Below are 20,188 nucleotides of genomic sequence, written 5' to 3' on the forward strand. Positions count from 1 at the left end.
GACCGACGTCCACTCCTCGCTCCTCAAAGCCGGCGCCAGCCATGGCAATTCCCCGAGTACCCTCGCGCGCGCAAATCGCTCCCAGCGTGGGGCACGGGGAGATCGTCAACAGGCTCTGAGGCTGCATCGGCTTATGCCGCCGCCATATGACGGCAGCCCAAGCGCGCTAAATTCTTTGCCGTGTTGCTAGCCGACGGGTCAGCCGTTTTGCCTGGCCGCTGAGGCTGGATGACAGCTGCCGCGGCAGGAAGCTCCATGGAACAACAGCCGGCTCAATGGCTGACTTTGGCAGCACCGCGTTTTCCGACGCGGCATGAGCTTTTCACATCCACGAGCCTCACCGGCGCTCGCGGATGGATCAATTGGACTGACCACCGGCGCATGGCGGACAAACCACGGACGTTGCCGGTTTTGCTGGCGGTGCCGCGCTGGAGGGTGTTGTTGTCGCCGACGCTTTCTTGGCGGTAGCCGTCCATACGGTACTGCCGTCGCTCTGGTATCGGGCCGTCAGCTGCACCTCATTGTCCTGGTAGACGATGATGGCTGGCGAGGTGCTATCAAGAGCCGCCGCAAGCGGCTGTGTCGGTGTCGACACGCGTCGCGCATCGGCACCCAACGGCAGTACCAGAAAATGACCATTCGCCGTGGCCACCGTTGCGCGTACGGTGCCGACCAGATCGTTGACCTGGATGTATTTGACCTTGTCCTGTACGAACACGTAGACGCGCCAGCCGGGCGCTGCACTGACATTCGTCATCTGCGGCCATGACTGGCCCAGGCTTGGCTGTGGCTGACTGGCTCCAGCCTGCCGCTGTGCTATGGCAGGCAGCGCCGCGATGCTGGCGATCAAACCCACCAGCAATGATGCACGCCGTGCATTGTGTCGAATCATGGTGTCACCTCTATCGGGTCATTCGCATACAAGCGTTTAGGTATCGAGGAATTCTAACCAGCTGCCGTAAAGCGTGCCGTGTCTTTTTCCGTTTTGGAAGCCGGTCACGATCTCACCGTGCCGCGCGCCGGGACGCGAGCCAACCGCCACGCCCCGCAAGCGCGCAAGCCACGCAAGCCGGCGCCAAGCACAACCGCCTGACGACCGCTCGATAAAAACGCGAGATACGGAGAGATCATAAACAGGTTCTTACGCCGCACAAACAGCGCGTCGGCCTTTATGCGCGGCGTAGCCGGCATCGAGCTTGACGTCCGGCGCATCCAGCAACGACACGCTAAGGCGCTGCCACCGCTTGTTGGAGCGCAACCTGCCCTGGTGAAGGCTGGCACGATCCCGCATGCCGGCGAGGTCCAGGCCCAGGGCGCCGAGTCGGGATAACAGCAGATGGCTGCTTTGGGGTAACGCGATCAGCAGGGGCGGCGCCGTGGGCGGCTCGGGTTCGCCGACCACGACCAGCACGGCCCAAGGTATATCGCGCATCGGCCCCACCAGGGCCACCCGAACGTAGAGACGGATACATGGTGTAGCGGGCGATTGCATCAGGGTATAGGCCACTGCCTCGCAGGCCAGCCGATAGAGTGTCCACTGCGCCCCCGGCGCCAGCAGTGCAACCCGTTCCGAAACATGGTCATCGAAGGTGATGCCGCATTCTTCGAGGGTGTCGGCGATCGCGCCGCCCCGAAGCGCCGTCAGCAAGCCTAGGCGCGGCCACTTCCATGGCGCAGGAAGAAAACTGCCTTGCACCGAGGACGTGAAGCGCCGGACCAGAACCAGCAGCGTGCGAAAGTAATGCAGCTCTTTTTCGGGCAGCATGTCGCCGACACGCTCCAGCAGCCGTCCGTAACCCTCCTGCATATACTCGTGGGCCTGCCCCTGCATTTCCATACCGCGGCGCAAGCGCAGTTCGCCCTGGTGGATTTCGCGCTGCGCCGCCTGCCGAACTTGCACCTGGTCGGTCGCCAGCTGCCGCTCTTGTTCATTGAGCCAGTTCAGTCTCGCACCGAGCGGCAGCAACACCGTGAGAAAAATGGCCATGAAATTCTGGGCGTTGATGACCCCGGGATCGTACTGGGCAGGCATGCTGAGCATGATGCCTATGCTGGCCGCGGTACCGCCGACGGCCGCACCTTGCCAGCCGTAGCGCACGGCCATCCACGCCACCGGCAAAAACAGGGCCATGCGTGCGGCTTGGCGCCAGAGGTCCCCGGCGACACCCGCCCCCATCGCGGTCAGTACGCCGACGCAAGCCAGGCCGAGAACCACACCCTCGAGCAGCAAACGGCTGCGACCCATCTGCCGAAGCAAGCCACTCCATGAGTCCGCCCGGCGAACGGCTCCGACGACGGCCAACGCCAGCGGCACCGCCGTGAGAGAACCGAAATAGGTTCCCAACAGGTAGCGCGGCGCCCACAGCCGGACCCAAGCGGGACCGTTATCCCCCGGCTGAAACTGCAGAACAAGCTGCAAGGTGCTATCCGCGGCGCAAAGCAGAGCGAAGGCAAACGTGCAGCCGACCAGCGCCACCATCTGCTTGGCCGTGACCGATTCGAGGATCCGCTTGCCGGACACGGTGCCCGGGAGATGCGCCCGCAGCGGCCATGCGACACCCATGGCAAAAGCCGATATCGGAACCAGATGCAATAACGACCCACCCCAACCGTATTGATCGAAGCACGCATAAGCGACGGGTGCGTATGCCACCACGTTCGCCATCAACAAGGTCGGCCAGAAACGGCGCGGCAAGAGCAGCACACCCGCTAGCCAGATGCCGTTCTGAGGCATCCAGTAAGCAAAATAGGCCATGGACAGGCCGCGCACCAGCAGGTACGTCCCGCAGAACAGCGCGGCGACGAGCAAGTGCTGCTGCCATCGCGTCCTCAACCCCTTAAGCATGCCGGTTTCCCTCTGCGAAATGAACGGGTTGCCGCTTTATCACCGGACTCTGAAAGTCGGTAAATATCGTCATTCCCTTCGGGCTTCTATTAGCCTGCCGACTTTCATCGTGTCAATGCGAAATAGTCTTAAGGGCCGGTTTACGATCTTCCCGTGCCCCGCGCCGGGAGCTGTTTGCGCGCAGGCCAAGGAAGAACGAGGGGAGTGGACGTCGGTCCACGACGGAGTGATTCGGTCCACGACGGAGTGATGACGCCGGGATGGGGGCAGGCAGCCCCTGCCCGCAGGGTTGCCACCGAGCGGCCGCCAGGCGGCAGGGTGCGGTTTGACTCGCCAGCCAGGCAAGCCGGCGCCACGCCCTACCACCTGACGGCCGCTCGATGACAACGCAAGGTACGGGGAAACCGGGAACAGGCTCTTAGGGCTCCATGAAGAGCGACGAGGCTCGCGGCATGGCGGCGGCACCTGCCGCGTCTTGCCAATCGACGGCTTCAAAGGTCGATGCCCCGGCGTCCGGCTTGCAAAGTCCCGCTGGCTCGATCGGTTATCGCTTCGCTGTTCAACCGCGGATGCACGGTGCTGCCGTCGGCCCGCTCACGCTTTGCGGCCAACACGTCAAGCTCGTTGATCGAGCGCTGTCAAAGCGCCGCGACTCCATCGTGTGCGCGACCCAGGCATGCGCGTTCCGCCCAGGTATTTACCGTCCTGCCCGCCTCGCGCGACCACACGTCGGTCACGGTCGATCCAAAAGAACGGGATACCGGCAGAAGAGCATTTGCAGGGGCCACGAGCTCTTCTGCCGCCGGCTCAATCTCGCCGACACATCCCGCTCCGCGGAATGCGGAAAACAGGCCAACACGGTCCGCTGACTCCGGGCATGCACGCGAATGTATGCGAGATTACGATCCGTTGGTTTGGCTAGGACGTTGTTCGGCCAGAGCGAAAATCTTCATGCCAACGAGCATGGCGACGACGAACAGCATCGCTCCAAACTCACCGCTGCCGACGCACACGAGCGCAGGTCCAGGGCAGAAACCTGCCAGACCCCAGCCGGCACCGAACATGGCGCTGCCAGCAAGCACGCGGCGGTCAATGCGGCTTGCGGTCGGCAGCAACATGGCGGCGTCAAACAGACTGTATTTGCGCCTGCGCGCCATCGCGAAGCCGACGCTGCCGATGGCGATGGCGCCGGCCATGACAAACGCCAGTGACGGATCCCAGTTGCCGGCGATATCGAGAAAGCCCAGCACTTTCGCCGGGTTGGCCATGCCGGAAACGAGCAGTCCTGCGCCGAATATCAGCCCAGCCAACAGCGCATTGAGAATCGGCATGTCAAAACCCCAGCAGATGGCGGGTAACGAAAACGGCGAAAAAGCCCATCGCCATGAACGTCACGGTGGCGGCAAGAGACCGGGCCGAACCTCGTGAGAGGCCGCACACACCGTGACCGCTGGTGCAACCAGACGCATAACGGGTGCCGATGCCGACGAGCAGGCCGGCCACCACAAGCACAGGGGGCGATGACGCAATCGTGACTGGCGGCAGTGCCGTGAACAGCTTGAATATCCAGGGCGCGGCGAAAAGTCCGAGCACGAATGCGGCGCGCCAAGCACGATCGCTGGATGTCGTGTCGAGCAGGCTACCGATAATCCCACTGATGCCGGCGATGCGGCCGTTCCCGAGCACGAGCAGCGCTGCCGCGAAGCCGATCAATAAGCCGCCGACGAGCGCGGAAAACGGCGAGAAGTGGACCAGGTCGACACTCATTTCAGGCGCCCTTTGACCTTGCCGCAATAGAGCTTCGACAACGTCTGCATGATGCTCAAGACTTCGACGCTCGCGAGGTTGTAGTACATGTACTTTCCCTCGCGCCGCGCACTGACGAGTCCCTCCTCGCGCAACACGCCAAGATGCTGCGAAAGGCTCGGTTGATGAAGTCCGACCGCCGCTTCCAGCTCTCCAACGTTGTGTTCGCCTTCGATCAACTGGCACAGCAGCAGCAGACGGTCCTCCTGCGCCATGGCTTTGAGAAGGGCGCAGCATTTCGTCGCGGATTGCCGCAGCACGTCGAGCGCGGCGGGCGATAACGGTGTGCTCATGAATCGGCGTCCTTCTACCTGACAATCATCTTGACCTACAATATATGAAAATATATATTGTTTTTCAATGTATTGATTGGAGCATGCGATGAAGCCACTGGTAGAAGCGTTCTTTGATCGGACCACCTGCACCGTTACCTATGTCGTCCACGCTGGCGATGGCTCTGCGTGCGCCGTGATCGATTCGGTGCTTGACTACGATCCGAAGTCCGGCCGTACTTCGACGCAATCGGCCGACAAAGTCGTGGCATTTGTGCAGGCACGCGGGCTGAAAGTTGAATGGCTGCTGGAAACGCACGCCCACGCGGACCATCTGTCGGCCGCGCAATATCTGAAGGCACGACTGGGAGGAAGGATCGCCATCGGCGATGGCATTCGCACAGTGCAGGATGTATTCAAGCGTGTCTTTAACCTGGGGGCGGACGTGCCGGCCGACGGTCAGCCGTTCGATCATTTGTTCGCTGCCGGCGAGACGTTCCAGATCGGCGAGCTGAGTGCACAAGCCATGCACGTGCCCGGACATACGCCGGCTGACGTGGCGTACCAGATCGGCGATGCCGTGTTTGTCGGCGACACGATGTTCATGCCGGACGTAGGTAGCGCACGCTGCGATTTTCCGGGCGGCGACGCGCATGCGCTTTATCGCTCAGCACGCAAACTGCTGTCGCTGCCTGACGAGACCCGGCTTTATACATGTCACGACTACCCGCCGCAGTCGCGTCAACCGCAATGGCAAACCACAGTGGCAGAGCAGCGCAAGAGCAATATTCATCTGCATGACGATAGCTCGGAAGATACGTTCGTCGCGATGCGCATGGCCCGCGATCAGACGCTTGATATGCCTGCGCTTATTCTTCCGGCCGTCCAGATCAACATTCGTGCCGGCTCATTGCCTGAGCCGGAACACAACGGCACGCGTTATCTGAAAATCCCACTCGACGCGTTGTAGAGCACGCATTCACGCCGAAAAAGCTGCTGTCCACTCAAGAGGCCATGGCCAGAGGAAATCGAAGTTTGCACGGCCCATTTTTCTGGCCGGCTGGAGACGTTCACCGCCTCGCCCGGGAAGGGTCGACTCAGGGGCGATGGGCCGATCGCTCTGTGTCGCTGTTCGGCCATCTGCGGACAATCGCCCTTTCAGCTGGATCGCAGCAAAGCGATCGGTCACGGACGCCGCCTCCGGTTCGAAAGCGCACTGGCTTCGATACGCCAACTTCGTGAACACCACGCGTCCCCTTCATGGCCCGTAAAACAGCCCCAGTTCGCGTTTGCTTGAGGTTAGTTGGCTTCGGCGAAGCCGATCAGCAGCGACCGCCGTGCGTGATTCATCCGAACGAAAGCGCTCCGATCTTTCCCGCCTTATCCAGTGCGATACCGAACTTGAGCTGACTGCCCGGCCCGAAATGGATCACGTAATCTTGAAACGTCACGCCGGCATCGGTGTGCGTGCCCTTGAACACCAAGGCTGTGGGCTTTCCGTAGCCATTGAACTCATCACCTAGACGCTTGGCCAAGCCCGTCCTCATTTTTTTCGCGAGTTTGTCTGCGAGATAGGGAGAGTCCGCATCACCGGCCTGCAATTGCACGAAGTAAGCATTGACCTTTGCCGTGACCAACGGATTCTCGCCCTGAGCCGGTCGCATCGCATCTGCGGCGATAGTGGGATTCATATCCTCGAAGATCGCCGTCGTAATCATTTCGCCGGGTTCCGGGTGGTCCACGAAGTTGGTGAAGGCGATTGCCTGCATGTCCTGACGCGGGAAGTACTCGTTCGCAGTGGTGAACCCCAGCGAGCCGCCTGTGTGACCCACGCGAGGCTGGCCGTCAATGTTGTCGACAAACAGACCTAGGCCGTAGCCAGCGTCACCTTGTTTCGTCTTGACCGAGCTGCACATCAGTGTGAAATCGACCGGCGTCACGATCCTTCCACCGCGTAGAGCGAGGTTCCATTTCTGGAGATCATCGACGGTCGAGACCAGGAACCCCGCGGCCCAACCCACCGAGGCGGCGATGGTACGCGCACGCGTGATCTGTCCCTTCTCGCGGTCGTAACCGATCGCCATACCGGGCAACTTGCCCTCTTCCGCCACGGTGGAGGTGTGCGTCATGCCCGCGCGATCGAGCAGATGAGTCTGGAGGTAGTGCCCATATGTCTCGTGCGACACCACCTCAATGACTCGACCGGCCAGGATGTAGCCCGTGTTGGAGTACGACCAATGGGTGCCGGGTGGGAAGTCCAGTGGTTTGTCGGCGACGTACTTCATCAGTTCGTTGAAGGTCGCCGGCTTATCGATCGCCTTGGCTGTATCGACCGCATCGATGTATTCCGGCAAGCCGCTGGTGTGCGAGAGCAGTTGTCGCAATGTGACTTCGTCGGCGTGCGGGGCGTTTGGCAGGTAGACGGAGAGTTTGTCGTCGAGATGCAGCTTGCCGGCCTCTTGCAATAGCAGGATCGCCGCAGCGGTGAACTGCTTGGTAATCGAGCCGATCTCGTATTCGGTAAGCACCGTGGCTGGTTTATGGTTCTCGCGATCGGTCAAGCCGTATGCGTGGCGATAGACGACGTGGCCGCGCTCGGCGACAAGGATCGTCACACCGGGCGTACCCGTACGCTGCATGATGGTTTGCACGTCGGCATCGATGCGATTAGCCAGTTGTGCGTCGAATGGCCGTGCTTTGACCGGAACGGGGGCCGCGGCGGCAGCGGTCAACGACAGGCAAAGTAAAGGCAGTGTGGCGATAGACCTCAGCATCGGATGGACTCCTGATTAACACTCGTGGGCAGCGACGTAAGACTTGGAAATCGACTGTTCGGAGCGAATACCGTGCCAATCGCACGAATATGAATTCCGATGACGTTTCAATGCATTACCGCTCACCGCAGCCTGCGGGCGTTGTCCGCGGACACTATTGGAAGCTTGGCGGACACTCATTTATGCGTTAGTGATCACCCTCCACCGCCATCTACACCAGCCACGGCCCTACCTTCCGGCGAGCCCCGCCTTGAAGGTTAGTCTTCAGGAGCTGCTGATAGAGTTCGGCTTTGTCAGGGCGAAAACTGATGTTGATTTGCGTCGCTGTCCTTCCCGAAAACGGCCGTCCGCAACAGGCGGTTTCGGATCGACTGCGGTCTGACGCGAATCGGTTTCTGGCAAGCAACGTATGTAACCATCGACCACTCTGAGACATTCCCGATTGGCGACAATCACCGACTGCAGATCGACATCGGAAAGACAGATCTGATGCATCTCAACCCAGACCATTATTTGCAGACTGCCGCCGGTCGAGTCTTTACGGCAGACCGCCATGCCGCCGCATGGGAACGGTTGTATACGGACTTATCTGCGGCGCTCCTGGCGCGCCCACGACGGATAATCATGGTCATCGGTGTGCAAGGCGCGGGCAAATCTACCTGGACGAGGAAATGGGCAGCGCAGTCGAACGACGCCATTTACGTCGATTCAACGTTCGCCACCGCGAATCGCCGTGCACGGGTAATCGAAATTGCCAAAGCCGCTGGAGTCCCGATCCGTGCGGTATGGGTGAAGGTTGACTTGGAGACCGCGCTCCGCCGCAACAAGAGCCGAGCGGCCGACGAAACAGTTCCCGATGAGGCCGTCGAAAACGTCTTCAGAATCTTCGAACCGCCAACGTGTGGCGAGGGTTTCTGTGAGGTAGTGATTCTTGGCGATGAGGTCGACTTTGTTCAGCAGGTCGGAATCACCTCAACGGCCGCTAAAAGTCCTATTGAAAAGACATGATTGCAACTTAACCACTCGGATTGCTGACAATCTCACTTGGTCCAGCATCTAATCAGACGATCATCGGGAGCTTAAGTTTTTGCTACACCGCGCCGTCATAACAGTTGCCAGATAGTGGGAAGAGAAAGATGGGCATCAACATCAATCCGACAAACGCGACGGCGTTAGCCGCAACGCCAGGACTCAGCTACGTAGCGCTTGCTCCATTCGAGGGCGGCGCCACGAACCCTTCGACTGCGGCGGCGACCGCTGTGACGCCCGTCGACACAGCGGCCAACGAAGCGTTCATGAACAAGTGGAGCGGCGTCGAGGCTATGATGGCGGCCAACGGTCTCGAGCCCGCCGCACTGCAGAATCAGACCTCGCTGAGCGCCGCTGCAACGACACTTGCGAAGTACCAACAGGCACTCGACAGCAATGCCCGTACGGGTCAGGATGCCCAAGCGGTGGCAACGGCACTCGTTTCGTCGATGCAACAACTCATTCTCCAGCGGCCCGATCTCGCCAATGCGAAGTTTGACTTCCAGTCGGACAACGGCGCGATTAAGGTAACGTCCGGCACGCTTAGCGATAGTGACCGAGCGTGGCTGCAGAACCTGCTGAACAGTAACGGCTCCCTGGTTCACGCCGTCCAGTCATTTCACAACGACCTCGTGGGCGGATATTTGGCCTGGGCAAATGCCGACGGCAATCCGCTGACCGACGCTCAGTCCAACGCGATCAGCAAGCAGGCAGACGACCTCGTCAGCTTCATGAGCCTGTTCAGGCAAATGGGAGCCAGCAGCAAGGTACCCAACGCGGACGATAAAGACATTTATGCCCTCAACGGGGCGAAGATCGATCTAACGCAGGATCCAGGCAATGCCGTGGGTTTTCTGAGCTTCATGCAAAGTGCGCAGGCCGTCGCGAATGGAGCCGACGTTGCAAAAACACCCGTGGGCAATTTTTATAAGGCCGAAAAATTCAACATTTTCGAGCAAAACCTGAACAATTCCTGGGCGATACGAATCCCGTTCTTCCCTTCTGACGCGACATCGCTTGGCATGCATGAGACTGCGTGATCCGGCCAACGGCTCCTAAAGGTCGGTTTCTCCTCGATGTTGAGTGCAGATATCGCATCAGCGTTTGCCGCGCCCATGTTGCCTGTCCATGAGTGACCGTCTCTAGGCGGATCGATTGACTCTTCGGGGGGCGATCAGCGGCTGTAGTGAACAACCGAGTCCTCTCGGGAAGTGTTAGCCGCCGGATGTTGCACGAACGGCGCCATCACCCTCGAAAGTCACATCAGCCCGCGCCGGTCAAGATTCAGCCCCCAGAGTTATACCCTCATGAGCTCGGTCCGCTATCCCCTCAATGCATGCCCATCGCGCGAGGGCTAAAAATATTGCAATCTTCAGGCTACATATTTCGTCAATATGTAGTTCGAAGGTTACAAATGCCTACACCACATAACCCTCCCGCCGCTGTGCGGCGCGTCCTGCGCAAGCACGGTGCAGACATCAACGATGCCCGTCGGCGGCGGCGGCTGCCAATGGCTATCGTCGCAGAACGTGCCTTCACATCCCGCTCGACCCTGCAAAAAGTCGAGGCTGGGAACACCAATGTCAGCATCGGCATTTATGCTAGCGTCCTTCAGGCGCTCAGCCTGCTCGACGGTTTGGGCCAGATCGCCGACTTCGGCAACGACCCGGTTGGCCAAGCGCTGGCCAGCGCGGAACTGCCCAAGCACGCGCATCTCAAGCGAACAGCCGGATCATCTCGCGATGGCTGACTTCGAGGTACATATCGACCTGAACGGCCGCACGCGCCCTATCGGCCTGGCGAGGAGCAATCGCGTTCGAGGCACGGAAACTATCCTCTTCGAATATGATGGCGCGTGGCTCGCCGATCCAGACCGGTTCTCACTTGAGCCTGCCCTTGCCCTGACCCGCGGTTCCTTCGCCCCTCCGCCCGGACGGGTGACCTTCGGCTCCGTATGAGACTCAGCGCCCGACACATAGGGGCGCCGTCTTATGCAAAGGGCGCCGTCTTGCCGAACGCGAAGGCCGCGCTGTTCGCACCCTTGCGGAAAGCGATTACCTGCTCGGCGTCGCCGACGAGACCCGCCTGGGTGCCCTCAGATTCCGCTGGGCAGGCGAAGAAACGTTCCAAGCGCCTATCCGCGTCGGCGTCCCAGCCCTGATCGAACTCGGGCGGCTGCTCCAGATCACCGATCCATCGCCAAGTTTCCGAAGGAGACCGACGACTACAGCATAGAAACATGGGAAGAGATCGCACTGCGGCTGGCCGAGCAGTCCGGTATTACCACGCCGCACCATGAGCTGATCGAAGTCGCAAGCAAGGCTGTGATGCTGTCCCGACGCTTCGATCGTTCCGGCTCGATCCGCGATCCGCATTCCTTTCCTGTCAGCGATGGCGATGATGCATGCCAAGGACGGTGAGCGCGGCAGCTATCCGGAGATCGTCGACGCTCTTACGCAACATGGCGCGCAGGGGAAGACCGACGCTCATGCCCTCTATCGGCGGATCGTCTTTAACGTGCTAATTTCCAATGTCGACGACCACCTGCGCAACCATGGCTTCCTTTGGCTCGGCAAGACGGGGTGGTCTCTTTCTCCCGCCTATGACCTCAATCCTGCGCCCACCGACCTCAAGGTACGCGTGCTGACGACGAACATCGACCTCGACGAGGGCACCTGCTCGCTTGACCTGCTTGAGTCGGCTTCGGAGTTCTTCGGCCTCACACTGCCGCAGGCACGCACAATCATCAAAGAGGTCGCGACCGTGACCGCGACGTGGCGTGCAACCGCCAAGGCCGCCGGTGCGCGCTCCGCCGAAATTGACCGGATGGCCAGCGCCTTCAAGCAAGATGATCTAAAACGGGCGTTAGCGCTATGATGCAGACCATCGACTGCAGCTGCCCCCCGATCAATCGACTTGTTTCTCGGTGCAGTAATCATCGCTACTCCAGCACGGGCACAAGGTGCCAAGGCGCACTGAGTTCGCCGTACGCCTGAGGGCTTCGATTGCGGTTAGCAAAACCTTTCCGATCAGACGCTCAGCGACATCAACCGCATCGGGCTATGTAAACGCAAAGGCATGGAAGAAACCGGTGCAATACTTAGCAATGCGTCTGGGGTCGTAAAGTGCAACAAGAAAATATCGTGCAAAAAATATGGAACTTATGCCACATCCTTCGGGGTGATGGGGTGAGCTATCATGAATATATATCCGAGCTTACGTACCTCTTATTCCTTAGAATAGCCGCCGAGAACGAGACTGAAAAGCTTATCCCTGATGGATATCGCTGGGATGATATCGTGGGATACACCGGCGGCGATCTTCTTACACATTATCGAGACGTCCTGACGTTCCTCGGAGGGCATGCAAATGACGATCGGGTCCGAAAGATCTACGCTTTCCCGACGACGGTGTTCTCCCATAGTGAGAACCTCCGAGCAGTTATAGACGGAATCGACAGGCTCGATTGGGGCTCCATCTCAACAGACGCGATGGGTGGCATTTACGAAGGTCTCATTGCGAAAAATTCACAGGATGCGCGCTCGGGAGCCGGGCAGTACTTCACGCCTCGAGCACTCATCGATTCTATCGTTCGCCTAGTCCAGCCGAGGGGTGGCGAACTGATCCAAGATCCAGCCGCAGGCAGTGGCGGCTTTCTCGTATCTGCCAACGACTTCGTTCTCGGACGAACACAATCGAAAACTGCTAAGCGAAGCTTGCCTCGTTTCGAGGGGATGGAAATTGAGAAGGGCACCTACCGAATTTGTCTAATGAACGCATTTTTGCACGGGTTGGATCTACGGCTTATCCTGGGTGATGCGCTCACCGTCGACTCTGCGAATTTGACGGATCCGGACGTCATCTTAGCCAACCCTCCGTTCGGCGCTCGTGCTGGTGGTGCCCGTCGGCAGCGGCGCGACATTCCCTTTCCTACTGCCAACAAGCAACTCGCGTTTCTCCAGCACATCTATCTTGCTCTGAAACCTGGTGGCCGGGCTGCGGTGGTGCTGCCGGACAACGTGCTGTTTGAAGATGGTGTAGGGAGAAAGGTTCGTCAGGACATCCTCGAGAAATGCAATCTGCATACCATCATTAGGCTTCCGACGGGCATCTTCTACGCCCAGGGAGTGATGACCAACGTGTTATTTTTTTCTCGGGGCGAAAAGCCTCGGGGAAATACCAAGGAAACATGGATCTACGACATGCGCACGGGCATGCCAGCGTTTGGTAAGAAGCAACCGCTCGCAACGGCACACTTCGAAGAGTTTGAGGCTTGTTTCGGTCCCGATCCGCTCGGGACAAGTCCTCGTCAGGACCTCGGCGAGCAGGGTCGTTTCCGGCGCTTCACGCGTAAACAAATCGCGGCGCGCAATGAGAACCTCGATATCGATTGGCTACGCGCAGATCAGGACAACGCTGGCACGAATGCGGAGCCCGAAGAGCTCGCTGCCCGGATTTCACAGCTCCTTCGCGCCGCCATCGAACAGATTGACCTGCTAAGCGATGAGCTGAGCGCAGAAGGAAATGATGCGCGATGACGTCGCTGCCGCAACATTGGGTTACTGTTCCCATCGGCGACATTTGTGACCTCGTGAATGGGCGCGCGTTCAAGCCTTCAGAGTGGTCGGAAACGGGCCACCCAATCGTCCGGATTCAAAATCTCAATAGACCGACGGCCTCATTCAATCATTTCGAAGGGCCGATCGATGACCGCTTTGCCGTCGATGACGGAGACCTGCTGTTTGCATGGTCAGGTACCCCGGGCACATCGTTCGGAGCGCACTTGTGGGAAGGCGGCCCCGCCGTATTGAACCAGCACATTTACCGAGTAGACTTCGACCGAGAGCTTATAGACCCTGTATTTTTCAAGTTTGCAATCAATGAAACTCTCGACGAGCTCATCGGCCAAGCCCACGGCGGCGTCGGACTTCGGCACGTCACCAAAGGTACGTTTCAGAAGACGAGGATCAGCCTTCCTCCCACCAATGAACAGCGCCGCATCGCTGCAGCGATTGCAGCTTACAGCGATAGGATCGACGTAACCTACGCTGGCGTTCAAACCGCGCTTTCCGCGAGCGAGGAATACAAAGAAGCCGTTCTAAGAAAAGCGTTCGAGGAGAACCCCGGCTACAAGGGGAAACGCCCGGACTACCTGCCCCTAGTCGAATTGGTTGATGAAGGACCCGCGAACGGCTGGTCTCCAAAAACTGGCCCGGATGCCACCGGCCCGCTAGCACTACGACTTACCGCAACGACATCAGGATACCTGCGGCTCGACGAGGCTGCGGTGAAGCGCGTTTACGAGCGACCGCAAGACGATTCGAAGTATTGGCTGAAGTCAGGCGATCTGCTGGTTCAGCGAGCTAATGCGCTTGAGCATCTTGGTGCGACGGCAATTTTCGACGGGCCTGAGAAGACCTACATCTATCCTGATTTGATGATGCGTTTACGGGTGGGCGACGAGAGTCGGCGTCGCTATCTATGGCGCTATCTGAATTCCGCTAACGCCCGCCGCTATCTTCGCGAACATGCCACCGGCACTGCGGGGAATATGCCGAAGATAAGCGGTGCGACCCTTAGAGGCTTGCCAATCCCCATTCCTCCAGGCGGAAATTTCCTCGAAGCCGCAGATTTTATTGATCGTGAATTCGCAACGATTGAGATTATGCGGCAAACAGCAGCCGACACACTGGAGACACTACGGCATCTTCAAAAGGCAATATTGAGCAGGGCATTTCGTGGCGAACTGGTGCAGCCTGCACCGAGCGACGAACCCGCGGACCTTCTCTTTGAGCGGATAAAGCGAACCAAGAACGCTCAACCTCCCCGCCGACGTCAACGCATTGTGCAGCCGAAGCGCAAAACGCACACTATCAAAAGAGGAGCCCTCATGTCGCAAAAGAGGAGAGCCGACGTCACGTCTGACTATCTCAAATTGACGCTAGTGGACATGGGAGGGATCGCTTCTGCCAAGGAGCTTTGGCGGAGAAGCGAGATGATCATCGATGAATTCTACAAGCAACTTCGGCAGGAAATAGACCGGGGCGACGTAGCGATCGGCAGCACCAATGACGAACTGGTGGTCCGACATGCGGCTTGATTGGTTAAAGATCGGTCAGTTCAAGAATCTCGTTGATGTCCAAATCGACTTCGACGAAGGCGAGCTTTCCACCGTACTTGTTGGGGAGAACGGAACCGGAAAATCGAACGTGATCGAGGCATTAGTCACCATTTTTCGTGACTTGGATTTTGGGGAGCAAACATCCTTTTCCTACGCTATTGCGTATAACTGTCATGGGCATCGGATCGAAATTGAGAACTCGGCTGAGGATGGCGCGTTTTCCGTGAAAGTTGACGGTAAGGCGAAAACCCGATCCGCGTTCAATGCTCACAGATCTACTTATCTACCAGCCAACATCTTTGGTTACTATTCGGGCTCTAGTAGGCGATTGGAGCAGTTGTTCGATAGACACCAGCTTCGATATTATAAAAGGGTGATCTCTCCCGGTTCTTCGGCGGCAGACATTCAGAATCTAGATCTTCGCCGACTGTTCTATTGTCGACCGGCCTATGGCCAGTTAGCACTATTGAGCTACTTCGCTTTCGGATCCGACTCCGCAAAAACGTTTCTGAAAAAGCATATGGGCATCACTGGTTTTGACAGCGCCCTTCTCGTCCTCAGGAAGCCCCGCTGGGCTGATGGCCGCTCTTCGGCAGCCAATGTAAAGGCAAGCGATCAAACGTTCTGGAACTCGTCAGGGCTGGTTCGAACGCTCCTCGACAAGCTGTGGAATCAAGCATTAGCGCCGATCGCCGACCGCGCTCGGGAGCAAGACGACTACCGTGCAAAACCCACCAATGAAGAGCAAGTATATATATTTTTGAAAGACTTGGCTGCGCTGAACGATATAGCGCGTTCATTTGAAGACGAGCGAACATTTTTCGCACTCCTTGAATCACTCGACATTTCCGACTTGATTCGTGAGGTGCGCATCTGGGTCGATAAGGATGACATTGAAGGGGAAATTCCCTTTCACGAAATCAGCGACGGTGAAAAGCAGCTTCTGAGTGTGCTTGGCCTGATGCGCTTCACGAGTCAAGATGAAAGTCTCTTCCTACTAGATGAGCCGGACACTCATCTGAATCCAAATTGGAAATGGGACTATTTGCATTTAGTGAAGGACGTGGCGCAACGCGGCGAGAGCCACATCATCCTCACCACTCATGACCCTTTGACAATCGGAAGCCTCAAAGCGTCTCAAGTCCAGGTGATGGCACGATCTAAGGATGGCAGTGTCTCTATAAGGCCGCCAGAGGTTGATCCCCGTGGACTTGGTTTCACTAGCATCCTGACACAGATATTCGGTCTTCCTACCACCCTTGACCCAGATACTCAGCAAGAACTCGACGAGCGCAACCAGCTCCTGCGAGTGGATCCACGCAACACTCTCCAGGAACATAGACTGCTGGAATTAACCGAGCGGCTTAGGAGACTAGGTTTCGTTCTCGAAGACCGAGAGCCAGAGTACGAGTTGTTCCTGCGCGCTCTCACAGACCTCAAGCATGAAGGGCGGAAGGCACTATCGCCGGAAACGATCGCACAACGTAATCATGTAGCGAAACTGCTGCTGACCGAGATCATGGCCCCTAAGGGCGATCGCCCATGATCTACGTCTTTCAAGATGAAACGAAAATCCCGGCAGCTTGGCTGGCAAAAGTTGCTGCCCTGCAGATAGCTCTTGATCAGCTCGATACGAAGGCCAAGAGAAAGGCCTACATTGACAGTAAGATGGGAATTTGGGGAGAGGTTAAAGACCTTCTTCTTCAAATGTCTCACAACAAATGTTGGTATTCTGAGGCTCCGGATGCCGTTTCGGATTGGCACGTCGATCACTTTCGGCCGAAACTAAGAGCCTTGGATGAAGATAGAACCGCCCACGATGGTTATCCGTGGCTGGCTTTCGACTGGAAGAACTACCGGATCGCCGGCAGCTATCCAAACTCGCCGCACACTGATGGCCAAGGCGCTACAAGAGGAAAATGGGATTACTTCCCATTATCGAATGGCTCGGTAAGAGCAACCTGGGACCAGAGAAGTACGGCAAGCGAAACGGTCCTTCTCCTCGATCCAGCCAGTAAGACGGATCCGAAGTTGATGACATTCGACGAGGAGGGTGTGCCAATCCCTGTCGATCCGGCCAATGCCATTGTGAAGAAGCGGGTCGAGACAACAGTACATTTTCTTTATCTGGACAGTCCTCGTTTGGTGTCTGCTAGAAAAAAGAAATGGCGAGAAATTTCCGATTTGATCGAGGAGTACCGCCTTGCATGTCCTGATACATATGAAGCTTGTACGCTCCAGGATCATCAACGAGTAGAGCGGTTGATAGAAAAGTTGAGCGCTGCCGCCGGTCCAAAAGCCGCTTACGCGGCAACAGCTCGCGCCTGTCTTCGCGCGAACGGCCTTGCTCTCTTCATTGAGGCGGTCGAAGAAGCAGCCGCCGCCTAAGGGTTCTACCCCGAAATCACGGACGGTTGTGAAAGGGTGGAAAACTTCAATTCCTGCCTGGCGGTCCTTCGCCGCATTCTTGGGTTATGGAAGCGCTCGATGTATTCGAACACATCCGCTCTTGGGGTATCGAGTGTTGGATAGGTCATGCGATAAATCCGTTCGCGCTGGAGCAGGCCGAAGAAGCCCTCGCAAGCAGCGTTATCGCCGCAGTGGCCAACCGCGCTCATCGAGCACACCAGCGCGTTGGCCAGCAATTACTTCCGATAATCACCGCTTCTGAACTGACTACTTCTATCCGAATGCAGGATCACCGGTTCGTTGTGTTGTCGCTGCCATACAGCCGTCTGTACGGCCCGGATCACCATCTGCCGATCTTGCCGATGGTGCATCGACCAACCCACCACCCGATGGTCGAACAGGTCCAAGACGACGCATAGATAAAGCTTGCCTTCCCCGGTTTTAATCTCGGTGATGTCCGTGACCCATTTGGTTTCCGGCTCCAGTGCGGTGAAGTCCCGTTCCAGCCGGTTGCGTACGCCTAGCGGTGTGAGTGCCGGCCGTGCTCGCATCCGCTGACGCTTCGGGCGCGGCCAACCCTGCAAGCCATCAGCGGCCATCAACCGAGCCACGCGGTTCAGGCCGACCCGCTGACCTTCATCGGCTAGGTCTTCCTGCATCCGGCCGGCACCCAGCGTGCCTCGGCTGTCTTCGTGCAGCTCACGCATACGCCTCAGCAAACGTACATTGTCGAGCTGGCCGGCGCTAGGCAGACGCCGGCTCCAGTCGTAATAACCGCTGGCCGATACCCGCAGGCAACGGCACATCAGGCGGATCGGGAACTCATCGCGGTAACGTTCGATCACCTGATACCTCAGGATGATCCCTTGGCAAAGAACGTCGCCGTTTCGCGCAAAAAATCCCGTTCCTTCTTCACCCGCGCCAGTTCGCGCTTCAAACGCGCCAGCTCCTCATCCCGTGGCGTGCCCGTACCGGCAAAGGCGCTATTGCCTTGACTCCCGGCCTCACGCCTCTAGCGCGTCAACAGGTTGTCCCGGATCCCCAGCTCACGAGCAACCTGGGCACAACTGACGTCCGGTTGCCTCGCTTGCTCAAGCGCACCACGCTTGAACTGCACACTGAACTTTCTTCGCTTCGACATGAACACTCCTATCGGCCTTCATCGGCCTTCTCGTAAGTGTCAGTGAAATCGGGGGGTGAACCCATAGTTCAACGATTTATGGCGTACGTGGGCGTACAAATTGATACTGCCGGAGGGGTTAAAATCACTCCCACTCGATCGTGGCAGGCGGCTTACCGCTGATGTCGTAGACCACGCGGGAAACGCCGCGCAGTTCGTTGATGATGCGATTCGATACCCGGCCCAGAAACTCGTACGGCAGGTGCGCCCAGTGCGCGGTCATGAAGTCGATGGTTTCCACCGCGCGCAGCGCGATGACCCATTCGTAGGCGCGCGCATCGCCGACCACGCCGACCGACTTCACCGGCAGAAACACGGCAAACGCCTGGCTGGTCTTGTCGTACAAGTCGGCCTTGCGCAGTTCGTCGATAAAGATCGCGTCGGCCTGCGCCAGCAGATCGGCGTACTCGCGCTTTACCTCGCCCAGAATGCGCACGCCCAGGCCGGGACCCGGGAACGGATGGCGATACACCATCTCACGCGGCAGCCCCAGCTCCACGCCGATGCGGCGCACCTCGTCCTTGAACAGCTCGCGCAGTGGCTCGACCAGCTTGAGCTTCATGTGCGCCGGCAAGCCGCCGACGTTGTGGTGGCTCTTGATCACGTGCGCCTTGCCGGTCTTGCTGCCGGCGGACTCGATCACGTCGGGGTAGATCGTGCCCTGCGCCAGCCATTTCACCGCGCCCGCGCCGTCGGCGGTGAGCTTGGAGGATTCCTCGTCGAAAATCTCGATGAACAAACCGCCGATGATCTTGCGCTTGGCTTCCGGGTCACTGATGCCAGCGAGCGCGTCGAAGTAGCGGTTCTGCGCATCGACGCGGATCACCTTGACGCCCATGTGCTCGGCCATGGTCGCCATCACCTGATCGCCTTCCTTCCAGCGCAGCAGGCCGGTGTCGACGAACACGCAGGTGAGTTTGTCGCCGATGGCCCGATGCAACAGCGCCGCGACCACGGATGAATCCACACCACCGGAAAGCCCGAGCAGCACGTGGTCATCGCCGACCTGCTCGCGCACGCGGGCAATCTGATCGTCGATGATGTTGGCTGCCGTCCACAGCGTTTGGCAGCCGCAGATCTCGGTGATGAAGCGCTTCAGCAGCGCGCCACCCTGCTTGGTATGCGTGACTTCAGGATGGAACTGCACGCCGTACCAGCGCTTTTCCTCGTTCTCCATCACCGCAACCGGAATGCGGTCCGTGGTGCCGGTGATGACGAAACCCGGCGGCGCCTTGGCGACGTGGTCACCGTGGCTCATCCACACGTCCAGGCGATGACTGCTGGAGTGATCGGTGAGGTTTTTGAATAGACGGCTATCCGCAACGATATCCACTTCGGCACGGCCGAATTCCCGAGCGTCGGCCGCTTCGGTGGCGCCGCCCAGCTGCGCGGCCATCGTCTGCATGCCGTAGCAGATCCCGAGAATCGGCAAACCCGCATCGAACGCCTGCTGCGGCGCCTTCGGCGCATCGGCCAAGGTGGTGGACTCGGGCCCCCCCGAAAAAATGATGCCCTTCGCCCCGAAAGCAGCGATCTCTGCCGGGTCGTGATCCCAGGCCCAGATTTCGCAATACACGCCGATCTCGCGGATGCGCCGGGCGATCAGCTGCGTGTACTGCGCGCCAAAATCGAGAATGAGGATCTTGTCGCTATGGATGTTGGTCATGGGTTGGCGGCTTGGGGATACGGGCGAATGGAAATTGCGGTTCAGTGCGCTTGGCTGGATTTGCAATAAGCGAGGGATTAGGGGTG

General features: G+C 58.5%; 17 protein-coding genes and 1 pseudogene. 9 read left to right on the top strand and 9 right to left on the bottom strand.

Going from position 1 to position 20,188, the window contains the following annotated elements; all coding sequences use genetic code 11:
- Nucleotides 1-358 precede the first annotated feature (358 nt).
- The 5 genes from HDE76_RS01735 to HDE76_RS01755 form a co-directional block, all read right to left on the bottom strand.
- The gene (locus HDE76_RS01735) at nt 359-892 is read right to left on the bottom strand and encodes a hypothetical protein (protein WP_184505061.1); all 534 of its coding nucleotides are present in this window, start codon (nt 890-892) and stop codon (nt 359-361) included.
- Between the two features lie 249 nt (nt 893-1,141).
- Nucleotides 1,142-2,845 carry an MASE1 domain-containing protein gene (locus HDE76_RS01740; RefSeq protein WP_184505063.1) on the bottom strand — a complete coding sequence of 568 codons (1,704 nt, stop codon included), beginning with the start codon at nt 2,843-2,845 and terminating at the stop codon, nt 1,142-1,144.
- Nucleotides 2,846-3,744: 899 nt separating this feature from the next.
- Nucleotides 3,745-4,176: a YeeE/YedE family protein gene (locus HDE76_RS01745; protein WP_184505065.1), complete on the bottom strand. Its 432-nt coding sequence runs from the start codon at nt 4,174-4,176 to the stop codon at nt 3,745-3,747.
- A 1-nt stretch (nt 4,177) separates the two neighbouring features.
- Nucleotides 4,178-4,612 (bottom strand): YeeE/YedE family protein, encoded by a 435-nt coding sequence (locus tag HDE76_RS01750; RefSeq protein ID WP_184505067.1) that lies wholly within the window; start codon nt 4,610-4,612, stop codon nt 4,178-4,180.
- Nucleotides 4,609-4,944 carry a metalloregulator ArsR/SmtB family transcription factor gene (locus tag HDE76_RS01755; RefSeq protein WP_184505070.1) on the bottom strand — a complete coding sequence of 112 codons (336 nt, stop codon included), beginning with the start codon at nt 4,942-4,944 and terminating at the stop codon, nt 4,609-4,611. The genes HDE76_RS01750 and HDE76_RS01755 overlap by 4 nt, the downstream gene beginning before the upstream one ends.
- Nucleotides 4,945-5,032: 88 nt before the next feature.
- Here HDE76_RS01755 and HDE76_RS01760 point away from each other — a divergent pair, with 88 nt between their 5' ends.
- On the top strand, nt 5,033-5,893 hold the full coding sequence (locus HDE76_RS01760) for an MBL fold metallo-hydrolase (protein WP_184505072.1): 861 nt from the start codon (nt 5,033-5,035) through the stop codon (nt 5,891-5,893).
- Nucleotides 5,894-6,269: 376 nt separating this feature from the next.
- Here the strand turns inward: HDE76_RS01760 and HDE76_RS01765 are convergent, their stop codons facing one another.
- The gene (locus HDE76_RS01765) at nt 6,270-7,697 is read right to left on the bottom strand and encodes a serine hydrolase domain-containing protein (RefSeq protein ID WP_184505074.1); all 1,428 of its coding nucleotides are present in this window, start codon (nt 7,695-7,697) and stop codon (nt 6,270-6,272) included.
- Between the two features lie 489 nt (nt 7,698-8,186).
- Here HDE76_RS01765 and HDE76_RS01770 point away from each other — a divergent pair, with 489 nt between their 5' ends.
- The 3 genes from HDE76_RS01770 (at nt 8,187) to HDE76_RS01780 (ending at nt 10,476) form a co-directional block, all read left to right on the top strand.
- A complete protein-coding gene (locus tag HDE76_RS01770) occupies nt 8,187-8,705 on the top strand; it encodes an ATP-binding protein (RefSeq protein WP_179476617.1) in 519 nt (172 codons plus the stop codon).
- A 128-nt stretch (nt 8,706-8,833) separates the two neighbouring features.
- Nucleotides 8,834-9,766, top strand: coding sequence for a hypothetical protein (locus tag HDE76_RS01775; protein ID WP_184505076.1), 933 nt, complete (start codon nt 8,834-8,836; stop codon nt 9,764-9,766).
- 374 nt (nt 9,767-10,140) lie between these two features.
- Nucleotides 10,141-10,476 (top strand): helix-turn-helix transcriptional regulator, encoded by a 336-nt coding sequence (locus tag HDE76_RS01780; RefSeq protein ID WP_184505078.1) that lies wholly within the window; start codon nt 10,141-10,143, stop codon nt 10,474-10,476.
- Nucleotides 10,477-10,715: 239 nt separating this feature from the next.
- On the opposite strand, the gene HDE76_RS20665 is transcribed toward HDE76_RS01780, so the two are convergent.
- On the bottom strand, nt 10,716-10,856 hold the full coding sequence (locus tag HDE76_RS20665) for a hypothetical protein (RefSeq protein ID WP_255481375.1): 141 nt from the start codon (nt 10,854-10,856) through the stop codon (nt 10,716-10,718).
- Nucleotides 10,857-11,123: 267 nt separating this feature from the next.
- Between HDE76_RS20665 and HDE76_RS20535 the strand changes: the two genes are divergently transcribed.
- From HDE76_RS20535 to HDE76_RS01805, 5 genes are all read left to right on the top strand, one after another.
- Complete coding sequence (locus HDE76_RS20535) at nt 11,124-11,603, top strand: HipA domain-containing protein (RefSeq protein WP_221262251.1); 480 nt, start codon at nt 11,124-11,126, stop codon at nt 11,601-11,603.
- Between the two features lie 248 nt (nt 11,604-11,851).
- The gene (locus HDE76_RS01790; RefSeq protein ID WP_184505080.1) at nt 11,852-13,264 is read left to right on the top strand and encodes a type I restriction-modification system subunit M; all 1,413 of its coding nucleotides are present in this window, start codon (nt 11,852-11,854) and stop codon (nt 13,262-13,264) included.
- On the top strand, nt 13,261-14,826 hold the full coding sequence (locus HDE76_RS01795; RefSeq protein WP_184505082.1) for a restriction endonuclease subunit S: 1,566 nt from the start codon (nt 13,261-13,263) through the stop codon (nt 14,824-14,826). The genes HDE76_RS01790 and HDE76_RS01795 overlap by 4 nt, the downstream gene beginning before the upstream one ends.
- Nucleotides 14,795-16,393: an AAA family ATPase gene (locus HDE76_RS01800; protein WP_184505084.1), complete on the top strand. Its 1,599-nt coding sequence runs from the start codon at nt 14,795-14,797 to the stop codon at nt 16,391-16,393. The genes HDE76_RS01795 and HDE76_RS01800 overlap by 32 nt, the downstream gene beginning before the upstream one ends.
- Nucleotides 16,390-17,235: a hypothetical protein gene (locus HDE76_RS01805; RefSeq protein WP_184505086.1), complete on the top strand. Its 846-nt coding sequence runs from the start codon at nt 16,390-16,392 to the stop codon at nt 17,233-17,235. Before HDE76_RS01800 ends, HDE76_RS01805 begins: the two co-directional genes overlap by 4 nt.
- Before the next feature lie 5 nt (nt 17,236-17,240).
- Here the strand turns inward: HDE76_RS01805 and HDE76_RS01810 are convergent.
- Both HDE76_RS01810 and guaA read right to left on the bottom strand, forming a co-directional pair.
- Nucleotides 17,241-18,397: pseudogene (locus HDE76_RS01810) on the bottom strand (IS3 family transposase).
- Nucleotides 18,398-18,521: 124 nt separating this feature from the next.
- Nucleotides 18,522-20,102, bottom strand: a complete 1,581-nt coding sequence (gene guaA / locus HDE76_RS01815; protein ID WP_184505088.1) for a glutamine-hydrolyzing GMP synthase — start codon at nt 20,100-20,102, stop codon at nt 18,522-18,524.
- Nucleotides 20,103-20,188: the final 86 nt, after the last annotated feature.

This window comes from Rhodanobacter sp. ANJX3 (assembly GCF_014200755.1).
Classification (GTDB): Bacteria; Pseudomonadota; Gammaproteobacteria; order Xanthomonadales; family Rhodanobacteraceae; genus Rhodanobacter.

Bases quoted from the DNA above. Each gene is read 5' to 3' on its own strand.
- HDE76_RS01740 (WP_184505063.1), bottom strand. From the start codon at position 2,845: ATGCTTAAGGGGTTGAGGACGCGATGGCAGCAGCACTTGCTCGTCGCC.
- HDE76_RS01775 (WP_184505076.1), top strand. From the start codon at position 8,834: ATGGGCATCAACATCAATCCGACAAACGCGACGGCGTTAGCCGCAACG.
- HDE76_RS01795 (WP_184505082.1), top strand. From the start codon at position 13,261: ATGACGTCGCTGCCGCAACATTGGGTTACTGTTCCCATCGGCGACATT.
- HDE76_RS01755 (WP_184505070.1), bottom strand. From the start codon at position 4,944: ATGAGCACACCGTTATCGCCCGCCGCGCTCGACGTGCTGCGGCAATCC.
- HDE76_RS01770 (WP_179476617.1), top strand. From the start codon at position 8,187: ATGCATCTCAACCCAGACCATTATTTGCAGACTGCCGCCGGTCGAGTC.
- HDE76_RS01800 (WP_184505084.1), top strand. From the start codon at position 14,795: ATGACGAACTGGTGGTCCGACATGCGGCTTGATTGGTTAAAGATCGGT.
- HDE76_RS01750 (WP_184505067.1), bottom strand. From the start codon at position 4,612: ATGAGTGTCGACCTGGTCCACTTCTCGCCGTTTTCCGCGCTCGTCGGC.
- HDE76_RS01760 (WP_184505072.1), top strand. From the start codon at position 5,033: ATGAAGCCACTGGTAGAAGCGTTCTTTGATCGGACCACCTGCACCGTT.
- HDE76_RS01780 (WP_184505078.1), top strand. From the start codon at position 10,141: ATGCCTACACCACATAACCCTCCCGCCGCTGTGCGGCGCGTCCTGCGC.
- HDE76_RS20535 (WP_221262251.1), top strand. From the start codon at position 11,124: ATGATGCATGCCAAGGACGGTGAGCGCGGCAGCTATCCGGAGATCGTC.
- HDE76_RS01735 (WP_184505061.1), bottom strand. From the start codon at position 892: ATGATTCGACACAATGCACGGCGTGCATCATTGCTGGTGGGTTTGATC.
- HDE76_RS01805 (WP_184505086.1), top strand. From the start codon at position 16,390: ATGATCTACGTCTTTCAAGATGAAACGAAAATCCCGGCAGCTTGGCTG.
- guaA (WP_184505088.1), bottom strand. From the start codon at position 20,102: ATGACCAACATCCATAGCGACAAGATCCTCATTCTCGATTTTGGCGCG.
- HDE76_RS01745 (WP_184505065.1), bottom strand. From the start codon at position 4,176: ATGCCGATTCTCAATGCGCTGTTGGCTGGGCTGATATTCGGCGCAGGA.
- HDE76_RS01765 (WP_184505074.1), bottom strand. From the start codon at position 7,697: ATGCTGAGGTCTATCGCCACACTGCCTTTACTTTGCCTGTCGTTGACC.